The 17631-nt window shown below is 42.7% G+C and carries 26 protein-coding genes and 1 tRNA gene; 16 read left to right on the forward strand and 11 right to left on the reverse strand.

The genetic code is table 11. From position 1 onward, the window contains the following. Positions 1-140 precede the first annotated feature (140 nt). Positions 141-1025 carry an AraC family transcriptional regulator gene (locus NSQ50_RS23245; protein WP_256716998.1) on the forward strand — a complete coding sequence of 295 codons (885 nt, stop codon included), beginning with the start codon at positions 141-143 and terminating at the stop codon, positions 1023-1025. Positions 1026-1295: 270 nt separating this feature from the next. Here NSQ50_RS23245 and NSQ50_RS23250 read toward each other — a convergent pair whose 3' ends face one another. Then, positions 1296-1451 carry a hypothetical protein gene (locus tag NSQ50_RS23250; RefSeq protein WP_179087730.1) on the reverse strand — a complete coding sequence of 52 codons (156 nt, stop codon included), beginning with the start codon at positions 1449-1451 and terminating at the stop codon, positions 1296-1298. A gap of 538 nt (positions 1452-1989) precedes the next feature. Here NSQ50_RS23250 and NSQ50_RS23255 point away from each other — a divergent pair. The 4 genes from NSQ50_RS23255 (at position 1990) to NSQ50_RS23270 (ending at position 4784) form a co-directional block, all read left to right on the forward strand. Beyond that, positions 1990-2376, forward strand: a complete 387-nt coding sequence (locus NSQ50_RS23255; RefSeq protein WP_176462551.1) for a sigma-70 family RNA polymerase sigma factor — start codon at positions 1990-1992, stop codon at positions 2374-2376. Positions 2377-2450: 74 nt separating this feature from the next. Next, positions 2451-2651: a helix-turn-helix domain-containing protein gene (locus NSQ50_RS23260; protein ID WP_076222895.1), complete on the forward strand. Its 201-nt coding sequence runs from the start codon at positions 2451-2453 to the stop codon at positions 2649-2651. Between the two features lie 575 nt (positions 2652-3226). Further along, positions 3227-3496, forward strand: a complete 270-nt coding sequence (locus tag NSQ50_RS23265) for a helix-turn-helix domain-containing protein (protein WP_179087731.1) — start codon at positions 3227-3229, stop codon at positions 3494-3496. Between the two features lie 76 nt (positions 3497-3572). Further along, positions 3573-4784 (forward strand): tyrosine-type recombinase/integrase, encoded by a 1212-nt coding sequence (locus tag NSQ50_RS23270; protein ID WP_076222898.1) that lies wholly within the window; start codon positions 3573-3575, stop codon positions 4782-4784. A 168-nt stretch (positions 4785-4952) separates the two neighbouring features. Here the strand turns inward: NSQ50_RS23270 and NSQ50_RS23275 are convergent. The 3 genes from NSQ50_RS23275 to NSQ50_RS23285 all read right to left on the reverse strand — a co-directional run bounded on the left by NSQ50_RS23275 (position 4953) and on the right by NSQ50_RS23285 (position 6400). Continuing rightward, positions 4953-5038, reverse strand: a tRNA-Leu gene (locus tag NSQ50_RS23275). A gap of 159 nt (positions 5039-5197) precedes the next feature. Next, positions 5198-5638, reverse strand: a complete 441-nt coding sequence (locus tag NSQ50_RS23280) for a WGxxGxxG family protein (RefSeq protein WP_036683335.1) — start codon at positions 5636-5638, stop codon at positions 5198-5200. 75 nt (positions 5639-5713) lie between these two features. After that, complete coding sequence (locus NSQ50_RS23285; RefSeq protein ID WP_036683338.1) at positions 5714-6400, reverse strand: M15 family metallopeptidase; 687 nt, start codon at positions 6398-6400, stop codon at positions 5714-5716. Positions 6401-6517: 117 nt separating this feature from the next. Between NSQ50_RS23285 and NSQ50_RS23290 the strand changes: the two genes are divergently transcribed. Then, positions 6518-6682 carry a hypothetical protein gene (locus NSQ50_RS23290; protein ID WP_169744799.1) on the forward strand — a complete coding sequence of 55 codons (165 nt, stop codon included), beginning with the start codon at positions 6518-6520 and terminating at the stop codon, positions 6680-6682. Here the strand turns inward: NSQ50_RS23290 and NSQ50_RS23295 are convergent. Then, positions 6679-7014, reverse strand: a complete 336-nt coding sequence (locus NSQ50_RS23295) for a YolD-like family protein (RefSeq protein WP_076142249.1) — start codon at positions 7012-7014, stop codon at positions 6679-6681. The two genes, NSQ50_RS23290 and NSQ50_RS23295, sit on opposite strands and share 4 nt — an antisense overlap. A 214-nt stretch (positions 7015-7228) precedes the next feature. Then, entirely contained in the window at positions 7229-7789 is a 561-nt protein-coding gene (locus NSQ50_RS23300; RefSeq protein WP_076128860.1) for a hypothetical protein, read from the reverse strand. A gap of 117 nt (positions 7790-7906) precedes the next feature. Here NSQ50_RS23300 and NSQ50_RS23305 point away from each other — a divergent pair, with 117 nt between their 5' ends. Beyond that, complete coding sequence (locus NSQ50_RS23305) at positions 7907-8395, forward strand: PH domain-containing protein (protein ID WP_036683346.1); 489 nt, start codon at positions 7907-7909, stop codon at positions 8393-8395. A 73-nt stretch (positions 8396-8468) separates the two neighbouring features. On the opposite strand, the gene NSQ50_RS23310 is transcribed toward NSQ50_RS23305, so the two are convergent. Then, on the reverse strand, positions 8469-9944 hold the full coding sequence (locus tag NSQ50_RS23310; protein WP_076222900.1) for a glycosyl hydrolase: 1476 nt from the start codon (positions 9942-9944) through the stop codon (positions 8469-8471). 173 nt (positions 9945-10117) lie between these two features. Continuing rightward, a complete protein-coding gene (locus NSQ50_RS23315) occupies positions 10118-10534 on the reverse strand; it encodes a cytidine deaminase (protein ID WP_038572821.1) in 417 nt (138 codons plus the stop codon). Positions 10535-10640: 106 nt separating this feature from the next. On the opposite strand from NSQ50_RS23315, the gene NSQ50_RS23320 reads away from it, so the two are divergent. Continuing rightward, positions 10641-11072, forward strand: coding sequence for a NucA/NucB deoxyribonuclease domain-containing protein (locus NSQ50_RS23320; RefSeq protein ID WP_036683407.1), 432 nt, complete (start codon positions 10641-10643; stop codon positions 11070-11072). Between the two features lie 81 nt (positions 11073-11153). Here the strand turns inward: NSQ50_RS23320 and NSQ50_RS23325 are convergent, their stop codons facing one another. Next, positions 11154-11303 (reverse strand): hypothetical protein, encoded by a 150-nt coding sequence (locus NSQ50_RS23325; protein ID WP_155288175.1) that lies wholly within the window; start codon positions 11301-11303, stop codon positions 11154-11156. A 149-nt stretch (positions 11304-11452) separates the two neighbouring features. Here NSQ50_RS23325 and NSQ50_RS23330 point away from each other — a divergent pair, with 149 nt between their 5' ends. The 3 genes from NSQ50_RS23330 (at position 11453) to NSQ50_RS23340 (ending at position 12572) form a co-directional block, all read left to right on the forward strand. Beyond that, positions 11453-11629: a YjfB family protein gene (locus NSQ50_RS23330; protein WP_076098563.1), complete on the forward strand. Its 177-nt coding sequence runs from the start codon at positions 11453-11455 to the stop codon at positions 11627-11629. A 163-nt stretch (positions 11630-11792) separates the two neighbouring features. Continuing rightward, positions 11793-12344 (forward strand): ImmA/IrrE family metallo-endopeptidase, encoded by a 552-nt coding sequence (locus NSQ50_RS23335; protein WP_076142253.1) that lies wholly within the window; start codon positions 11793-11795, stop codon positions 12342-12344. 66 nt (positions 12345-12410) lie between these two features. Beyond that, the gene (locus tag NSQ50_RS23340; protein WP_155288176.1) at positions 12411-12572 is read left to right on the forward strand and encodes a hypothetical protein; all 162 of its coding nucleotides are present in this window, start codon (positions 12411-12413) and stop codon (positions 12570-12572) included. 83 nt (positions 12573-12655) lie between these two features. On the opposite strand, the gene NSQ50_RS23345 is transcribed toward NSQ50_RS23340, so the two are convergent. Continuing rightward, on the reverse strand, positions 12656-12802 hold the full coding sequence (locus NSQ50_RS23345) for a hypothetical protein (RefSeq protein WP_170914301.1): 147 nt from the start codon (positions 12800-12802) through the stop codon (positions 12656-12658). Between the two features lie 109 nt (positions 12803-12911). On the opposite strand from NSQ50_RS23345, the gene NSQ50_RS23350 reads away from it, so the two are divergent. The 5 genes from NSQ50_RS23350 (at position 12912) to NSQ50_RS23370 (ending at position 16829) form a co-directional block, all read left to right on the forward strand. Next, entirely contained in the window at positions 12912-13247 is a 336-nt protein-coding gene (locus NSQ50_RS23350; protein ID WP_076213969.1) for a hypothetical protein, read from the forward strand. Between the two features lie 444 nt (positions 13248-13691). Further along, positions 13692-14186, forward strand: coding sequence for an RNA polymerase sigma factor (locus NSQ50_RS23355; protein ID WP_076103793.1), 495 nt, complete (start codon positions 13692-13694; stop codon positions 14184-14186). After that, positions 14183-15172, forward strand: a complete 990-nt coding sequence (locus tag NSQ50_RS23360) for a hypothetical protein (protein ID WP_081386857.1) — start codon at positions 14183-14185, stop codon at positions 15170-15172. Before NSQ50_RS23355 ends, NSQ50_RS23360 begins: the two co-directional genes overlap by 4 nt. A gap of 25 nt (positions 15173-15197) precedes the next feature. Further along, positions 15198-15467 (forward strand): hypothetical protein, encoded by a 270-nt coding sequence (locus NSQ50_RS23365; RefSeq protein WP_076222902.1) that lies wholly within the window; start codon positions 15198-15200, stop codon positions 15465-15467. Between the two features lie 687 nt (positions 15468-16154). Continuing rightward, complete coding sequence (locus tag NSQ50_RS23370; RefSeq protein ID WP_036683363.1) at positions 16155-16829, forward strand: hypothetical protein; 675 nt, start codon at positions 16155-16157, stop codon at positions 16827-16829. Between the two features lie 288 nt (positions 16830-17117). Here NSQ50_RS23370 and NSQ50_RS23375 read toward each other — a convergent pair whose 3' ends face one another. Further along, on the reverse strand, positions 17118-17621 hold the full coding sequence (locus NSQ50_RS23375) for a hypothetical protein (RefSeq protein ID WP_036683366.1): 504 nt from the start codon (positions 17619-17621) through the stop codon (positions 17118-17120). Positions 17622-17631 lie beyond the last annotated feature (10 nt).

Here is a 17631-nt window from a genome sequence, read left to right on the forward strand (position 1 = left end):
GATCTGTTTGGGCTGCAGTTATTAACATTGCGTCGAATTTTAGTAATAATTATATCAATGTAGACTGGGATTCGTTATCCTGGGAGATGACAAGGAAGAGGGAAGCATGTCGCATTTTTACAAGGGGAGAGTTAGATCGCATGAAATTACCTAATATTAACATCGGAAATCTAGATATCAAGCTGACTCTTGGCGAGGTAGTATTGAACGTATTGTATGTTAAGTTCGGGTATTTCCACATTCCTATGCCTGAACACAGCCATAGCCAGGGAAGCTACGAGCTGCATTTTATTCCAACCGGCCAAGGTATTCTGAATGCACAAGGAAACCGTTACGCAATCACGCCCGGCACGTTATTTGTAACCGGTCCAGATGTCGTTCACGAGCAGATTCCGGATCTGGAAGACCCGATGGCTGAATACTGCATTTTCTTTGAGATTTTGCCCGGCAATTCTATATCTCCCAATGTCAAACGTTCCTTCGTAAGAGAGCCGTCTCTCCCCGAATTGCTGGTATCCACCCCCTTCTGGATTGGGCAGGAGGATGGGAAAATGCTCGAATTGTTCCAAATGCTTGCTGAAGAGCTTTCCCTTCAACAAATCGGCGTCCATCATATGGCGACCAACATTCTTGAGATGATTGTGATCTGTTTGTTAAGACATTACAGAGAGAATCATACCACCGTACCGTCCCTTCCCCTGAAGACTCTTGATGATAGCAGACTGCTTATGATTGAGAATAGCTTTTTATACCATTACAGCTCCATTAGCCTGCAACAGCTTGCTAACGAATTGGGGCTAAGCACAAGACAGACGGAACGAATGGTTCATAAGCAATACGGTATGTCCTTCAAAGATAAGAAGCTGCACGCACGAATGGCTGCAGCTTCAAGGCTTCTACTCACAACGGAAACTTCCATCGGCCTAATCGCAGCACAAGTGGGTTTCGCAACACCGGAACAATTCAGTAATGTATTCAAAAAATATTTCGGGATGACAGCCACTAAATACAAAAAGAAGTGTTGAAACGAAGCTAAAACCATTTAGAATAAAGCCTCCTTTGTTTACACTGGAGAAATCCGGATGGAGCAACGAAGGCACTATGTGCTTCATGTTACATTTTAGATTGTTCATTATCGTATAAACAGTAGTTTTCCACTAGTGGAGACAGACCACGTTCATTCTCAAAACCGTAGAATTCAACAGAGCAGCAATTCTCCTGTTATTGGAGGATCGCTGCTCTGCATTTTTGGTCATTTGCAGCTTGCTTCAGTAGATTATGAGCAAGTGAAAGAATTACTTCGCAGGATTTCCTGAGCCTACTTCTGGTAACACAGCCATTCCAGACTTACAATCACTTCCAGGTTTCCGGCTGCCTTCGTACAGTGTTCTGTTAGTGGACAGCCTTCGCAGCTCTGGCTCGGTAATGACGTTTGTGAATTTTATATCCACTTTGTAGAGTCTCCTTGCTCTCTTGTGCAAATGCAGCGTTTCTACGTATAGCTAATTCTTATTTTGATAGTATGTACTTTAAAGGGGTGGCTGAGCAATTAAATATGGCGAGTACACCGTCCAAAGGCAGCCGAATAATAACCACGAATGAAGATTGCACAGATCGGTAACTTAATTTAAACTTACAAAAAACGCCAAGGAGGTTCAGACACGGTTCAACTGACAATTCTAAACATTATGTAACAAATTTCAACAATATAGTTCGACTTCAATTCCATAGGAGCCAAGTTGTGCACTCAAAGAAAGTCCAATTCTATTGAACACGTTCTAACCTTACTTCTTTGTTGACAAAGATTAAGTTAACGCGAGCGACTTATATGTTGATACGAACAGTTGAGCAGGAACAATAAACAAGATTACGTATACGTAAAGTTGTTTATCACCAAAAATCAACAAAAAAACTGATTATTATTTACAATATTATGTCAATAGTTGTTTTTTGGGATCTTTTTCCCTATTTGAGAATGAGGAGATGATCATGATGAACAATCGACGAAATATTCATTCTGATGTTGAAAAAGGATTTAGCCGTTACATTCAAATATGCCTCTATCACTCCAGTCGTGATTTTTTCAGAAAATTAGATTTTGAATACCGTTATACTGAGCCATTAAATGAAAATATTGAAAATGTACAGCTTACAATAAATTTTTTCTCTGCTCCTATAGGACAGATAGAGGTTCAGGAATACTTGAGTTCTGTCATCAAAGCATTAAATCCGATGGAGAAAAAACTATTGGCTTATAAATTTTACGATGAAAAGACAGATTCAGAAATCGCTAATTTATTGGGATTAACTCAACAAGCTGTGAGTAAGGCCAAAAGATTATTATTGGAGAAACTTAAGCAACAACTGGAGGTGTAGAATTAAGCTTTTCACCCGCATTCGTTCCCCTCCTTTTCTACAAAATGTGTATCCCAGTAGAAAGGAGGTTTCTTATGCGGGAAGTAATGGAACTTATCGAATTAGCTCAAGGTGGGGATAGACTTGCTGAAGAAGAGTTGATCTCTCGATATGAACGATTAATCTTTAAACATTCATGGCACAACGGCCACTATAGCGAAGACTGTAAACAACAACTAATTATCACTTTTATCTTGGCTGTCCGCCGATTTGATATCAACCGTTATCTCTCTTAGTTGATCTAATTTAGTATGCTCTTTTATGGCTATTTAATTGCCACCTATAGATTGAAACATAACTTTTTTTTGTATTTAAGTTGTATTTCAAATGATAAAGCCCATTTTAATACAGAGGATTAATATAATGTCTTTAAGAATTAATTCTCCGGTTTTTTCGTTAGGCTTGTAGCTTTGGATGTCCTTTGACAATAACATACGTCTAGTATCAAGTACGTTCTTATTTGCTCTGTATAAACACAGAAGCGACGAAGCGGAGACGCCAAGATGAGCTCTAGCGATCTAGATCTATATAGAACCTAGAGTTCGGAGCGACAATCTTCTGGCTAAAATCAATCTATGGTAGATTGAATCGCCACAACCAGCAAAAAGATCCTGATACTTCTGCCCGGCCAACGTCACTGTATTGGGGGTAGCTCGCTCTGATGAGGGGGAACTTTGGTATTAACAAAGTTATGATGCTGCAAACCAGCAGCAGCTTGATACGGACACTTATCTTTATTATGAATATTTGAATTATTCTATAGTTTATTGGCTCCTTGTTGGTAATTATGTTTATAAAGGAGGTCCTTTTAATGACTACTGACTTTTGGCTGCCCACAGGTTTTCAAGATATGTATGGTATCATATATCAAGAATATCCAGATATTGTAACTGTTATGCAGATGTGTGAAATGCTTGGAGGTATTAGTAGCAAAACCGCTTATAAGTTACTCCAAGATAATAAAATCTGTCATTTCAAAATTGGCAGAGTTTATAAAATTCCAAAAATAAACATCCTACTTTATCTTAATATGTTTGCATTTACCTTCGACCTTCCTCACTGTGACGCTTTAGTGCATTGAATCAATACTTATATACGTGTTATAATAAAAGCGTCAATGGTAGGGTCAAGCGGGCTGCTATGAAGGAGGTTTTTTCATGGTAGCAGGCCACCTGCAAGAAAAAAAAGGTCTTTTTTATATGGTCTTGAATTGCAAGGATGAAGAAGGTAAGAGAAAACCAAAGTGGATTCCTACTGGTCTTACGGTAAAGGGAAACAAAAAAAGAGCAGAAGCATTGCTATTAGAGACAAGGAGGGAATTTACACTTCTTTTAAATGTTACTGAGGAAGAACCGGTAGTTGAAGAAATTATCGAAGAAATGCCAGCCGAAGAGCCAGTCGATCAAGGACCACTATTTTCTGTCTTCATGCTTCAGTGGCTAGCAATGATGAAACACAAGGTTGAATTTATCACTTACGCATCTTACCACAATGTCATAACTAATCATGTAGCACCTTATTTTGAAGAAAAAGGCCTCCGTCTCAAAGAATTATTACCAATTCATATTCAGGATTATTATCAGTATGAGTTAGAGGAAAATGGAGTAACAACCAACACGGTTCTCCATTATCACGCTAATATTCGCAAAGCGCTAAAACATGCTCTCAAAAATGATTTAATTAACACTAATCCTGCAGATAAGATTGAAAGACCAAAGAAAAATGATTTTGTAGGCAGTTTTTACAACAAGCAGGAGACAAATATTCTGTTTGAAAAAGTTAAGGGCGAGCTGATAGAGCTAGCAGTCATTCTTGCTGCTTTTTATGGATTGCGCCGAAGTGAAGTAGTTGGGTTGAAATGGACAGCTATAAATTTTGAAAACAAAACGATTAGTATTAGGCACACTGTAACTCCGGTTTATTTTGAAGGTAAGGAACACATCATTGAAAAGGACCGGGCTAAAAACAAGCCGAGTCGCCGCACCTTACCTCTTGTGCCAGCCTTTGAGGATCTACTGCTGCGTATTCGTGAGCTTCAAGCTCTTAATAAACTCATATGTGCTAACTCTTACTGCACTGATTATGAGGAGTATGTATATCTAGATAAGTTGGGACAACGTATTAAACCCGGCTATATCACACAGAACTTCACTAGAACTCTTAAAAAAAATGGTCTTCGCCATATTCGCTATCACGACCTGCGTCATAGTTGTGCAAGCCTCTTACTCGCCAACGGAGTCAGTATGAAAGAAATTCAGGAATGGCTGGGACACAGCAACTATTCTACAACAGCCAACATTTATTCTCACTTGGAATACAGTTCCAAAGTATCTTCAGCATCAACAATGAGTGGTGTTTTGGTCTTTTAATAAAAAAGATCGCACTGCCCTCAATATTTCATGAGAGTCATGCGATCTTCTCCTCGTTCTCTCCTTCGGAAAAAGGAGAGAACTGCAGGAGAGAACTATATAAAAACTTCTCTCCTAAGCTGTTTTAAAAACCAAGGTTTTTCGGAAAAAACCCTTATAAATCAAGGATGCCGAGGACGGGGGTCGAACCCGTACGGTACTCACGTACCGCAGGATTTTAAGTCCTGTGCGTCTGCCTGTTCCGCCACCCCGGCATATTATGTGTTGAAGCTTCATACGTTGTTCACATATAACGCGACAAGAAATATAATATCATGAATATCGATAACGCGCAATCCTTTTTCGAAAAAAAATTATTCACAATAAAAATAACCCGTTCAGCCAGAACCGACACGGGTTATTATAGACGCGGATTATCTACGCTCGTCACTTCTGCTTCTCATTCCGGCAAGACCCAAAAGTCCAAGCAGACCGAGCCAGCCCCAGTTAGATCCTTTGTTAGTTGCAGCATTCGTTGTTGTACTAGTTGCACGGTATTTGCCGGTCTGTGTGGTGTTGGTTGCCGGGTTGACAGTGCTGTTGGTTCTGTAGTTGTTAGGTCTGTAATTATCATCGATGCGGATCTTATCTTTCATAATGCTCTCATGCTGATTCATTGTTCCCGTGGTGCCGTTCATTAAATTGCCTTCCGTATTCATCATCCGAGTGTGTTCCGCAGTCCCATCCATCCCGGTATTCGCGGCTGGGATACCGCCCAATGCTGCTGATCCCACGGCATTTGATGCATAGCTAGCTCCCATTAGACTCATTGATAATACAGTACCGCATGCAAGGCTTGTTATCAGCTTGTTCACAGTGTTATGCCTCCCTTTAAGGTTAGTTATCACTGATAATTTCCCCTTGGACGGCACTGTCTATGCATGGTGGTTTTACTCTTTTACTACATTAACTGTCTTAGTCACAGCATCATAAGTAACCTTTGCTCCAAGCGCCTCAGCCAGCGCACGTATGGGCACATAGGTTATTCCGGTATCAAGAACGCCATCGGTAAGCTTGCGGCCGTTTAGGTTAATGGTCACTGTAACGTCTTTGTTCACCTGATCATCCCCTCCGGTAATCTTTTTTAAAGCCTCTTTGGCTTGGTCCGTCGTTGGACGTTTACCTGCCCGAAGTTGATCTATAGTTAAACCGAAAGTCATTTGCAGATGTGAATAATCTTTAAAAGAGGTCCAGTCCCCGCCCCATTCTAAACCAAGCCGCTTAGCCTCCTGTACAACCTCTTGCCAATCCGCTGTCTTATCCTTATCACCATCACGATTGATATCCCAAGAAAGGCTAGTGCCATTCGGCAGCAAAAGCGCAAAATCAAACGCAAGACCATAATTATGATAGCTGGTACCGCCTTTAGCGTTGGTAACTATCGGTCCTGGTTTGCTTCTCCCCTGCGCATACAAAGCATTTTGCTCAGCAATGGTCCGTAGACCCTGAGTAATAACGATAGGGACTCCTCTCGCATGGCTTTGCTGAATCAAAACATTCGCACCTGCCGCCAAGACAGGATGAAGCCCGACCAGACGCGCCGCGGATTTTTCCCTCAATTGCTCCAAAGTCAGCATAGAATCACCCCTTTGGTATATTCAATGATGCCGCTGCCCTATTTGCCTGTACCCCTGTCCCCTTTAGGATGATTTCCACAAAAAAGGACAAAATATTTAACGAAAGGTGGGAGACATATGGATATTCATAGCGATAGCTATAAAGTTGCAGCCCTTAGTGAACAGGAAGAAGCACTGGAAATTATTCGGAATGCTGAAGCTTCCATTGCACATCTGACCGGTAATCCTACCGTTACCTTAATCGCTTATGAGAAAAGCGAAGGCAACGGTTCTCAGCATTAAACGATGTAGACCTCGACAATATCATCCACATCGATCCACTTCCATTCCTCCGCCCACTGCAGCTTAAACTCACGCGAGTGGGTGTGAATGGAAGTCACAAAACCACTTAACATCGTATTTTCAAAAGGGTCAAAAAGAACAACTGTCACTCGTATATGACTCCGCAACGACAAAGCCAGTGTACATTCAATCTCCTCCAGCTTCTGCTCATCCAGAATAGGCTTGATGCGGCGCAGCGTTTCCCGTTCATCTCTTATAATTCGTATCTTATGCTCCGGCAGCATCATGCGGCTGCTTTCCCACAGCCCGTTTTTCTCCAGCTTTTTGCCCATGGTAACCCCTCCTTAATTATATATCTATTCCTCTCAACACGAACGTATGTTTGTATTATATCCGCATCTTCGCATATTAATCAATAATTAGGAAAAAGATACCTTTTTAAGGGTCACTCTTTATTCAAAAGATGTATATTAATGTATATCTATTCAAGCTAAAATTCGCAGCAAAAAGACGCTGACAGATAAACTGCGCAGCGCCTGATTTGATTTATTCTTGAACAACGTCCCCAGACTCTGAGGTAGCCTGACCTTCGGAGTCTATAAGTCCTGTTGCTTCTCTTGCCTCGTTAAGCTTGGAAATACCGAATAACATCGCTACATCAGCGTTCTGATTCAATTCATTAAATTGCTCAGCCGTAACGTTTGCGGAATCAGCACCTTGAGAGGCCTCTTCTTTTAAAGAATAAGCACTTTCAAAGGCAACTTTAGACTCTTCGAGCAACTTCCGAATGTCTTCAGGCAAGCTGGAGGAAATTTTTACTTTCTCGGCTTGATTCGATAAATCAGTTGCGGTACTCTGGAATTGCTTAATTTTCTTCTCCAACTGCTTGTCCGTGAGTTCTCCTGCTGAATAACCAGCAATGGCTTCGTTGAACTCCGCTAAAGAAGTTTTTCCTGACTCTTCAAGTTTAGACATTTCATTGTAGAAGTTTTGCACGGTCTCCTGCACTTCTTCCTCCGTGGCAGGTGCCGATGAAGTTGAATTATTGCTGCAGGCGCTAAGGATGACAGTCATCATCAGCATTCCTATTAGTAAAGCTTTTTTCATTATTTATCCCTCCACTTAACAGGATAATGTCGGTTTGTGTAAAGCGCAAATGAAATATATGTAAAATGACTGTTATGTTATAATTATTTTAATTGTGATCAGAAAAGGAGGGTATTTATGCCTTATTGCACCACCTGCGGAGCGGAATACAAGCAGGGCGCTAAATTTTGTGGAGAATGTGGAACCAGCCTTAACGGTACCGCTCCAGTGACCGCCCATCGACCAGCAGAAGATAATCATGTCAATCAAGAAGTTGTGCTCTGGAAAGGCAAACCTGCCGGCATCTCAGATCGACTTAAAGGAATTATAGCTCTTAACACAACTTCATATACCATTACAAGTCAGCGCATTATGTTAAAGACCGGACTTATCGGTAAAAATGTTGAAGAAATCGAATTGCTGCGCGTACGCGATTTATCCGTGAAACAGTCAATAATGGACCGGATGCTTGGCATCGGGTCATTAACTGTATTTTCTGATGATGCCTCAGCGCCTCAGCTTCTTTTTCGAAAAATCCATGATGCCCAAACCGTCAAAGATGTTCTGCGCAAAGCCGTTCGTGACGAAAAGATCGCCAACAACATTAGCTACCGCGAACAAATTTAAGACGCTCATACGTAAAAAGGCCCCGGAAAACCGGGGCTTTTTGCTTGCGCTTGTACACTTGAAGTACTCTTTTTTAAGGAAGATAAAATGCCCCCGCTGGGATAACCCCCTTGATCTGGCTAGGACTCTCCCACTGCAAAACAACCCGGGCGTCGCCCGCATTCTCATAATACTCCACCTTTATTTCATACGGCTTACCTGCTATCAGACTTATGCTTCCTTTTCGTTCCTGGCCGCTCTGATTCACCCAACTATCAATGACTAGCCCGCCATCAATCCATACCCGTATCCCATCATCAGAGTAGGAATAAATGGTATAAATCTCGCTAAAAGCAGCCGTCAGCTTCCCACTCCACCGCACAGAAAACGCATCTACACGAATGGCAGGATCAGGCGAACCTTGTCTCCATGAAAAGTTAATATTGGCATCCCTACGCAAAAGTGCAGGTGTGCCGCTAAGCGTCATGTTATTGTAGTATTGCCCACAGAGTCCACTCTCCAGCACACTATCCCCGATAGCAGCGAAAGCGGCGGCCTCAGCAGCATACTCCTCTCGTGTGAATACCATTTTGTCGTTCATAAAAGCTTTTATCACAGCATCGGTATTCTTCTCATAGAGGAGTTTCCCCCAGGTCAGCTGATAAGACCATTTGGGCTGCGTTTTGGACAACAGTTCAGCAGACGGAAGCTCTCCATTCTCACCAATCGCAATCAGCTTGCCACGACCCAGATCCCATAAATTATCATAATGGCTAATCTTGAAATCCGCGTCATAAATGTCGAGCGCCAGCACATCTACCTTATCACTGCCCGGATAGTATTCTGCCGGCTCATCACACCACTGATTTTTTGCATTTGGACTCCAAACCCACAATAAATTATGCAGCTTATGATAATTGGTAAAACGATCGAACATAAGGTTCCACAATGCAACGTAATTGCTCTTTTGCCCCCACCAAAACCATCCACCATTCATTTCATGATACGGCCGCCAAAGTACAGGAATCCCTGCGTCATTAAGCTTTTTCAGCGACAGGGCTATCTTATCCAGATCAGCTAACAGCGCATTATACTGGGTGGTACCTGAGGTTATATATTTATCAAAATCAGCATTGCTTAGGCTCGTATTTACATTCCCCCAAGTTGGCGCTGTCCCCGGTAATGCAGCGTGATAACACATCGTTACGATCCCGCCGGCCCTAGACCAGCGTATCGCACTGTTGACGACCCAATTCCGCTGATTGTCAATTAGAGCCTGGGACTGATTATTGATTGCGCCCAGCTCGTAGCCATGAAGCGCAGCATATTGCCCACTGGTATTTTTAAGCTTCTCCATAAGCTCGTCTGCACTTTCCAAATAATCATGTTGGCCGCTTATCACACCCTTTCCCTGCAAGTAATAGAGGGTATTCAGCAATAGCTGAGCCGAGGACGACAGTCCCGAATCCGCCGGAGCCATTTGTAATCTGCGAAAAGCCATCTGCCACTGCACATCGCCCACGAACCTTGATGCTGAATCAACCATCTGACGAATAATCCGCTGCTCCATCTATTCTCACCATCCTTTTAAATCTTTTTAAGTTATAGTATGGGGACAATAGTGACATGAACTCAGCGAATGGACATGAAGTTGTAAAATAAGTTGGGACGATATAAGGAACTGCTGAATAATTTCACGGCTCAACAAAAAAAGGAGCTCAGCGGCTCCTCATTACTTTTTTCTTATCTCGTGTACCTTAAAGGCAATAGCTCAGTGATTTCATATTTAGCTAATCGGTCATCCTCCGATACAATTATCTTGCAGTCTATTCCGTAATCCGCAATTAACTCTCGGCACATGCCGCAGGGAGAGACTACTTTAATCTCTTTTTCCTCGCTGTCTGGATCAGAATGCCTTACCGCAACAATCGTATCAAATTCCTTATAACCTTCGGATATCGCTTTGCCAATCACCATCGCTTCTGCACAGACTGTAATCCTCCCCATGCTGGCTTCCACATGTACCGCTGTAAAAATCTCTCCTGTTTTAGTACGAAGCGCTGCACCCACATGATGACGCCCCCATTCATAACGTCTGGTAATTATATCTTCGGCAGCCGTAATAAGCGTCTGATCCTCAATGGTAATTATGTACTCCATATCCAGTTACGTCCTCCTTTATTTTACCTAATTATATTAAATCGCACTGAATTATGATATAAGATATACTATTTTAAGTGCCAAAAAAGGAGGAGCAGAATTGAAAGTGAAAAAATGGATCTCCAGTCTCATCATTGTTGCATTACTTGCTTTGGCTAGTTACTGGTTTGAACAAAACGGAGAGCCTACAGACCCCTCGTCTCCATCCAATTCGAGTGTTGTTCAGCTAACCTTCCCATCAGACCGCTATCCTGAGACCGCCAAGCATATTCAGGATGCCATTGCGAAAGGTGAATCCGCCACATGTACGATTAACCGAGAGCAGGCTGAAGAGAACCGCAAAGAGTCCTTAAAAGGGATCCCTACTAAAAAGGGATATGACCGGGATGAATGGCCAATGGCTATGTGTGAGGAAGGCGGCGTTGGTGCCGACATTGAATACATAACGCCAAGCGATAACCGCGGGGCAGGAAGCTGGGTTGGCAATCAGCTGGAGGATTATGCAGACGGAACCCGGGTGGAATTTATGTTTAAATAACGATCTGTCTGACCATCCCCAGGCAACAGAATAGCCCCACCTGGCATTCGCCAGACGGGGCTACACTTCACATCAGCTAACTTAGAATAAGCAAGCTTTAGTGATGATAACCAGCAAGATGAAAAGTACCAGGATTGCTCCTGTAGAAGTCCAAGGACTACACACCGGACCTACTGATGCTGGACTTACTACCGGACCTACGTTACAACCACAACCATGTTCCATACCCATTTTCAATTCCTCCTAATGATTAATGACTACAGCACAAGATATGTAAAAAGGAGATAAGCCGTTTGGGCGAATTGGCAAACAAATGCCAATCACCTAATGAATTGAAGGCGGACAGTCGATAAACAGGATATACACAAAGGAGGTGCAATATGGATATAGCTGCATTATCAATGGCAATGAGCCAAGCATCCTTAGCTCAAAATGTTGGGATACAGGTCATGAATATTGCCAAGAATCAGGCTGAAACCCAGAGCCAAACTATGGTGGAAATGCTGGGCAAAAGCGTTGCTCCGAATTTGGGAAAAACACTTGATATTAGTGTGTAATTGCTTTATGCTAAGGGTACATGAGAACTAACGTTCCTATGTATCCTTAGACTTTTTTTACTCTACATAGCCCTTCGGGCTTTTCTTTTGCGCATTTATGCGAACATACGATCCCATTAGTGATTTATTAGTGATTTTAAACGAGGTGAATAAGTTGGAGAACATGAAATCATATTATCAAATGACTGTGCTTGAGAAATGGACGGAGGATCTATACAAGCGATTAAATCTTCATCAGCCTTCGCAAATTTCAATATCGTATATTGCAGAGCGGCTTAATATCTGGGTTCATTATTTGGATGTGAGAAGCAAGAGCATTGAAGCGTCTGCAGGAATGTACAGCCTGTTTATCGACAACCGCCTTCCAGCCAATCTTCAACGGCTAGAGTTTCTTCATGAACTGTGTCATCTACTTCGCCATGGCAGCGATAATCAGACCTTGATGCCAGAGCATTTCACGCGGGCACAGGAGGACGAATCAGAGCGTTTTATCTTGTATGCGGCGACGCCTTACTCCATGATCTCCCGCATGACATTGCCTGAGCAACGGGAAGATGCCATCTCCTATCTTGCAGCAGAATTCCAAGTACCTGCCGAGCTGGCCTTACAGCGGATTGATCAGATCCAAAGACGTGTGTTCCAAGGGCAATTATTGGCCGTGATGGGAAGAAACGAAGAACGACTGACACATATTCGCAACGGATCACGGAGATAATAAGCTTAGTTGCAATAGTTCTCTGCATATTCATTTATGGTGGAATTTCTCGTGAGGGGGAACGACATGGAAGCCATTAAAGTAATTGAATTATTACTGACTCATCCGGATTATAATGTAGATGCAGTACACCCCGAAATCCCGGATTTTGTGGGCATTGAGACGATTGAGGTGGATCACGAAACGGGGACCTTCTCCATTTTATTGCAAGAACCCAAAGAAGACTAAAAGAGAATCATTATTCTTCATAAGTTAAAAGGCAGCAAATATAGTATGTCCCGGCAATTCTTCATTCGCCTACGCCTGGATTACTATCGGTATTTGCTGCCTTTTTGTATTACACAACCCCAAATTAAAAACCATAAAATTTTCATCCCCGGCAGCCTCGGCCTTGCTTGGTTTTCCAGCACCTTAATTCGCTGCTCCAGCTCCAGTATTTTCTCTTCTTCCTGCGTCATATTCTTACCTCCTTTCTTATTTGTACATTTACAAGATATCTATGAATGACATAATAGTCTCTGTATATTATCTTATACTATATACAAATTATCTATATGGAGGGAATTAATGAAGAAAAATACAAAACTAATCTTCATCGTTCTAATCCTTTTAATCTGTGGAATAACATCCTTAGCCCTCCACTCCTTCCGAAATCATATGAACAGAGAAGTCATTCATTATCTAATAGAGACGAGAAATTATAAGAAGGAAGATTTTTATAAAGTATACACCCAGATTGCCAAAGCTCCCCTCGTAAGTACCACGGTGATTTTCGCAGACGAACCCTACGCAAGATACTTTTATCGAAAAGAAAATGGAAGGATCTATCAATACAGCAGGGCTCCTGTTAAAGGTAATGATCCTAGCTATACATATAAACATATCGAAGAGGATCTCCCGTGAAGGAGTCACTCTATTAAAAAGACGCGTTTGTCCAGCAGTCAGCAATTGGTGCTTGGGCAAATGCGTTTTTTTGATCTCCCCTGTTCTAAATAAGTAACCATCGTTTGCGTAGACAATATTGGCGTGGTGCTTAGCAGCTATCGGACACAGTTGATCTTATGCGTTGCATAACCCTCCATTTCGAAGTGTAACGGACCCCATCGCCTTTATTGGCATGAGAAACACCTTACAAGGCCCACTTTTTAAGGAATAGCGTCACTGGGGTCCGCGAACTTGCTCAAAAGTCTATTTATATGCAAATAACGACTTCTGAGTCCATAACCCTCTGGCGATAATTTATGAATAGGCATTCTCTACTCTCAAACACAAAGAAATTTTCTCAGGAACAAAATGTGACCTAATGCCGTCCTAAATGGTGTTATAGGTAAAGGGGGGCACAGTATCATGCAGCGATCCATGACCCGGCCGGGAAATCATGTGATGAAGAGTTACGAAATTTACGCAGATATGCTGTTCCGGATCGCTTTGGTCCATCTAGGCAGCCGGCAAGATGCCGAAGAAGCCACTCAGGATACCTTCATCAAGCTAATAGAAAAAGCGCCAAAGTTCAAAGATGCCGAACATCAGAAGGCATGGCTGATCCGGGTAATCACCAACCATTGTAAAACACTACTGGGCAGAGGCTGGCGCAAGCGCGAGGTTAAGCTGGAGAGCGCTGAGCCAATTGCGGCAGACAGCCCCGAGGATTGGGCTCTGCTGCAGTTAGTTATGGCGATGCCCATGAAGTATAAAACCGTAATCCATCTTTATTATTACGAGGACTATCCCATCCAGGAGATCAGCAAGATTCTGCAGATTAGCCAGTCTGCCGTGAAGATGAGACTTCAGCGGGGACGGCAACTGTTAAAACTGGAGCTGGAAGGAGTGGAACCACAGTGAAGGAAGATCAGTTTCGAACAACATATAAGAAAGCGGTGGATTCGATGAAACCAGGTGAAGAAATGAAAAAAGAATTGTTCGACAAAATGGAGCAGCGGCAGGAGCGGAAACGTCCGCGCAAGACGGTTTATATCGCGGCAAGTGTCGTGCTCGCCGCAGGAATCGGTCTGGCTGGGCCTAGTATATGGCAGCAGTTGAACAGTCAGAGCTCCCCGGGGCAGGTTGCCCAGGTAACTCCGGGTGTAAGCAATGCTGGCAATTCGGGCACAGCTACATCGGGCAGCATTGTCATTCCCAAGCTGAAACTGCCAGATAAGGAATCTGGCGTGAAGGCAGATATGATCGCCTTGGTCGTGTATAAAAATAATATTTACACACAGTCAGCGACTCGCATCGACGCTGCCGATGCTGCCGCTCTGCGCGGTGACAAGTTAGGACGCACTACAGGCGGCATCAACGAATGGAGCGGTAACGACGAATATATTGAGTTAGCCTCGAACATCGGCGAAACGGATCTCTATTCCGTGAAGGGCTATGATTCCAGCTTCCTGATTATGTCCTATTCGGAAATCAACGGCGAGGTATTCGCTGAACTGTATGAGCACACGAACGGCATCACCATAAACAGCGGCGCCGACCTATTCGGCAAGCTGAATCTTGAAGGCCGAGTTACTTCAGCTCAGTCGGAAAGCTTCAACAGCTGGAACAACGGCCTCCAGCAGCAGGCGCCAATCGCCAATGGCGAGGCGCTTGATGGCTTCCTGACAGCACTCCAAGCGGCTAAACCGCTGGCAGCAGAGCCGCTGATCGAGCAAGGCATCTACGACAGCGAAGACCGCAAGATCATCTATCTGCAGCTGGAAGACAACGCCCGAGTAGAGCTGACGCTGTTCGGTCAAGGACTTGTACGCTACGGTCAGGCACCGGTATTCTTCGAGGTCGAATCCGGGGCATTCCAGCAGCTGTGGGACAGCATGAAACTTTAGGGATGTTGGTGGAAACCCAGGGCCTGTGGTTGGGACTGCGGTTGGGATCGGGATTGCGACTGAGATTAGGACTGTGATCGGGACTGCGATCGGGATTGCGACTAGGGCTGCGGTTGGGATCGCGATTGCGATCTGGGCTGCAACTGCGGTTGGGACTGCGGTTGAGATCGCGATTGAGATTGAGATTGCGATTGGGACTGCGATCGAGATTGCGATTGGGACTGCGGTCGGAAGCAATTGGGTACATCGTTTCGGTCACCTTGCTCTCCATTGGAGGAATTTAGCTGACTGCTAACAAAAACGGCGCTGCTTCCAAACCATTTCATGGTTTGGAGCAGTGCCGTTTTGTGCTTTACTGTATGGTTTATGAGCTCGCATACTAGATATGCTGGTTGCAGAGGTGAAACTACTGACTGTTCCTTTATAGGCTACTTCTCATTGTAATTTCTGCAACTACATCTGCGAGGAGCATGGCACTAACGAGCTAACGAACTAACGAACTAACGAACTAACGAACTAACATCCTCCACCTCGATCTATCGGACCCAGATGACGCTATTTGCTGATTTTCAGCCTTTGAAGCATGGTTTCGGACTCCATGGACGCTAATGCCTAGAAAGAGACTCAAATGCGGTACTTTTTATGCCAATAGCGACTATGGAGTCCGTTAGAATTGCAAATGTGGAGAAAAACCTCTTTAAGGGTCAGCTGGGTCCGATAGGAGCCTCATACCAAAAATGCTCCCTAATCAAACGAAGTTTGGTGTTTAGTATAAGTAAGTTTGCAGCAAGAAAAAGTGCCCCAACAGCTATTTTATCGGATACTGGATAACTCTTTCTTTTTTTCTGTCCATAACAAATCTTTCATACTCCAGAGTCCTTATGTTACTAATCCTCAGTCAAATACAATTCAAATTTCCTCACTATTAAACTATTTCACATGGTAAAATAAACCTGATTTAAATAAAAGGAGAGTACATAATATGGGATTTTTCAAAGGAGTATTACAGGGTCTTCTTACAATAATAGAAGATAGAGAATATCAGAAACTTTCGGAATCAAATACTATAAAAATCGATAATAAATTAACTTATACTCCAACAGTAAACAGACAATTCGCCATCATTGAAATTAAAGGTAATAATTATCTGCATAAAGATAGCATATTGAGCATGAAATTGAGTTCAGGATTTTTATCCATTGGAAACGTTATGATAAGTCGTTCATTAGTGTCAGGAAATCTTGATATGCTTAATTTATCGCAAGATGACTTTAACAATGGCGTTAACCTATATGGAATGATTTCCGATGAACGACAGAATGTAACAGAGATAGTATGTTGCTTGAAAAATGATATTTCCTTAATTCAAGGGTACGTTCAAGAAGCGCTCGCTATTAAAAAGAATGAAGCTGAAAGAAAATTCATAATTCAACAAAATGAACAACTTAGGAAAGAAGAGGAAGAAAAACGAAAAAAATCACAAAAAGAATACTTCCAAACGCATATCAAAGAAAAACAAATTATGAAATATGGAATACGTCACACTAAATGCTGGAGATGTCATGCTCCTTTAGGCACTGAGACACACCCTATTCATTATTCTTGTGGTTGGCTCCAGTGTGACTGCGGTGCATGTAAATGCAATTATCACAGATAGTAAAAGAGTATTTTCGTTTTCATCGGTTACTTCTCCTTAGTGGGTACTTGTAAACTCAACCGCGGTGACCGGGGGCTAGAGTTATTGCTGGATTAATTCTTTAGGAAGCAATTTGCCCCAAAGGCAAATCAAAAGTACGCAGTATTTAGAGCATGCTTCTACATTGTGCGTTCAGTCATTCGCGAGCATCTCCTGTTGAGCATTATAGTTCGACTACTACGACATAAAAAAGGAACGCCCACCATGGACGCTCCTTTTTTTCTTATTCGTCTACAAAAATCTAGCTAGTTACGCATTTACACTTTCCGATTTTCGATCCTGTCTTGCGTGTAATGTTTTCATAGCAAATCTTGCTATCGGCTGCGCAACCAACAGTTCAATCCAAAATGCTATACCAAAGTTTCTTGGCCAGATGTGAAGGAAATTTTTAAGTGGATCCAGGCTTATTTGTTTCGTCCCAACCCATGTGCCAATAATTGATAGTAAAATAGATAACACCGTGACATTCAATAAAGTATTCAACAGAATCCCTGCATTAAATCCATCTGTTTGTCCCATGAATTTCGGCATCACTTTCCCAACAATCGGTCCTGCAACTAATCTTACAGATAAAACTACGATCATCCACATAAACGGAATAACCTTTAGTGTATCTATATACACTTCCTTACTGAAGCCACGTTCCAACCCCACAATAATAGGGGCAATAGTGTTTACTGAAATGATTGAAATAATGAGTAAAAATAGTATACCTTCTTTTCCGTTTCTGGGCAGTCTTTTGTCTCCATGCATGTTTGTCATC

It is taken from the genome of Paenibacillus sp. FSL R10-2788 (assembly GCF_038003885.1).
Lineage (GTDB): Bacteria > Bacillota > Bacilli > Paenibacillales > Paenibacillaceae > Paenibacillus_AQ > Paenibacillus_AQ odorifer.

What these genes read in the sequence shown, in the direction of transcription:
- NSQ50_RS23245 (WP_256716998.1), top strand. Translation starts at nt 141, where the DNA reads ATGAAATTACCTAATATTAACATCGGAAATCTAGATATCAAGCTGACT.
- NSQ50_RS23255 (WP_176462551.1), top strand. Translation starts at nt 1,990, where the DNA reads ATGATGAACAATCGACGAAATATTCATTCTGATGTTGAAAAAGGATTT.
- NSQ50_RS23260 (WP_076222895.1), top strand. Translation starts at nt 2,451, where the DNA reads ATGCGGGAAGTAATGGAACTTATCGAATTAGCTCAAGGTGGGGATAGA.
- NSQ50_RS23265 (WP_179087731.1), top strand. Translation starts at nt 3,227, where the DNA reads ATGACTACTGACTTTTGGCTGCCCACAGGTTTTCAAGATATGTATGGT.
- NSQ50_RS23270 (WP_076222898.1), top strand. Translation starts at nt 3,573, where the DNA reads ATGGTAGCAGGCCACCTGCAAGAAAAAAAAGGTCTTTTTTATATGGTC.
- NSQ50_RS23285 (WP_036683338.1), bottom strand. Translation starts at nt 6,400, where the DNA reads ATGCTGACTTTGGAGCAATTGAGGGAAAAATCCGCGGCGCGTCTGGTC.
- NSQ50_RS23290 (WP_169744799.1), top strand. Translation starts at nt 6,518, where the DNA reads ATGGATATTCATAGCGATAGCTATAAAGTTGCAGCCCTTAGTGAACAG.
- NSQ50_RS23295 (WP_076142249.1), bottom strand. Translation starts at nt 7,014, where the DNA reads ATGGGCAAAAAGCTGGAGAAAAACGGGCTGTGGGAAAGCAGCCGCATG.
- NSQ50_RS23300 (WP_076128860.1), bottom strand. Translation starts at nt 7,789, where the DNA reads ATGAAAAAAGCTTTACTAATAGGAATGCTGATGATGACTGTCATCCTT.
- NSQ50_RS23305 (WP_036683346.1), top strand. Translation starts at nt 7,907, where the DNA reads ATGCCTTATTGCACCACCTGCGGAGCGGAATACAAGCAGGGCGCTAAA.
- NSQ50_RS23310 (WP_076222900.1), bottom strand. Translation starts at nt 9,944, where the DNA reads ATGGAGCAGCGGATTATTCGTCAGATGGTTGATTCAGCATCAAGGTTC.
- NSQ50_RS23315 (WP_038572821.1), bottom strand. Translation starts at nt 10,534, where the DNA reads ATGGAGTACATAATTACCATTGAGGATCAGACGCTTATTACGGCTGCC.
- NSQ50_RS23325 (WP_155288175.1), bottom strand. Translation starts at nt 11,303, where the DNA reads ATGGGTATGGAACATGGTTGTGGTTGTAACGTAGGTCCGGTAGTAAGT.
- NSQ50_RS23330 (WP_076098563.1), top strand. Translation starts at nt 11,453, where the DNA reads ATGGATATAGCTGCATTATCAATGGCAATGAGCCAAGCATCCTTAGCT.
- NSQ50_RS23335 (WP_076142253.1), top strand. Translation starts at nt 11,793, where the DNA reads ATGAAATCATATTATCAAATGACTGTGCTTGAGAAATGGACGGAGGAT.
- NSQ50_RS23340 (WP_155288176.1), top strand. Translation starts at nt 12,411, where the DNA reads ATGGAAGCCATTAAAGTAATTGAATTATTACTGACTCATCCGGATTAT.
- NSQ50_RS23345 (WP_170914301.1), bottom strand. Translation starts at nt 12,802, where the DNA reads ATGACGCAGGAAGAAGAGAAAATACTGGAGCTGGAGCAGCGAATTAAG.
- NSQ50_RS23350 (WP_076213969.1), top strand. Translation starts at nt 12,912, where the DNA reads ATGAAGAAAAATACAAAACTAATCTTCATCGTTCTAATCCTTTTAATC.
- NSQ50_RS23355 (WP_076103793.1), top strand. Translation starts at nt 13,692, where the DNA reads ATGCAGCGATCCATGACCCGGCCGGGAAATCATGTGATGAAGAGTTAC.
- NSQ50_RS23370 (WP_036683363.1), top strand. Translation starts at nt 16,155, where the DNA reads ATGGGATTTTTCAAAGGAGTATTACAGGGTCTTCTTACAATAATAGAA.
- NSQ50_RS23375 (WP_036683366.1), bottom strand. Translation starts at nt 17,621, where the DNA reads ATGCATGGAGACAAAAGACTGCCCAGAAACGGAAAAGAAGGTATACTA.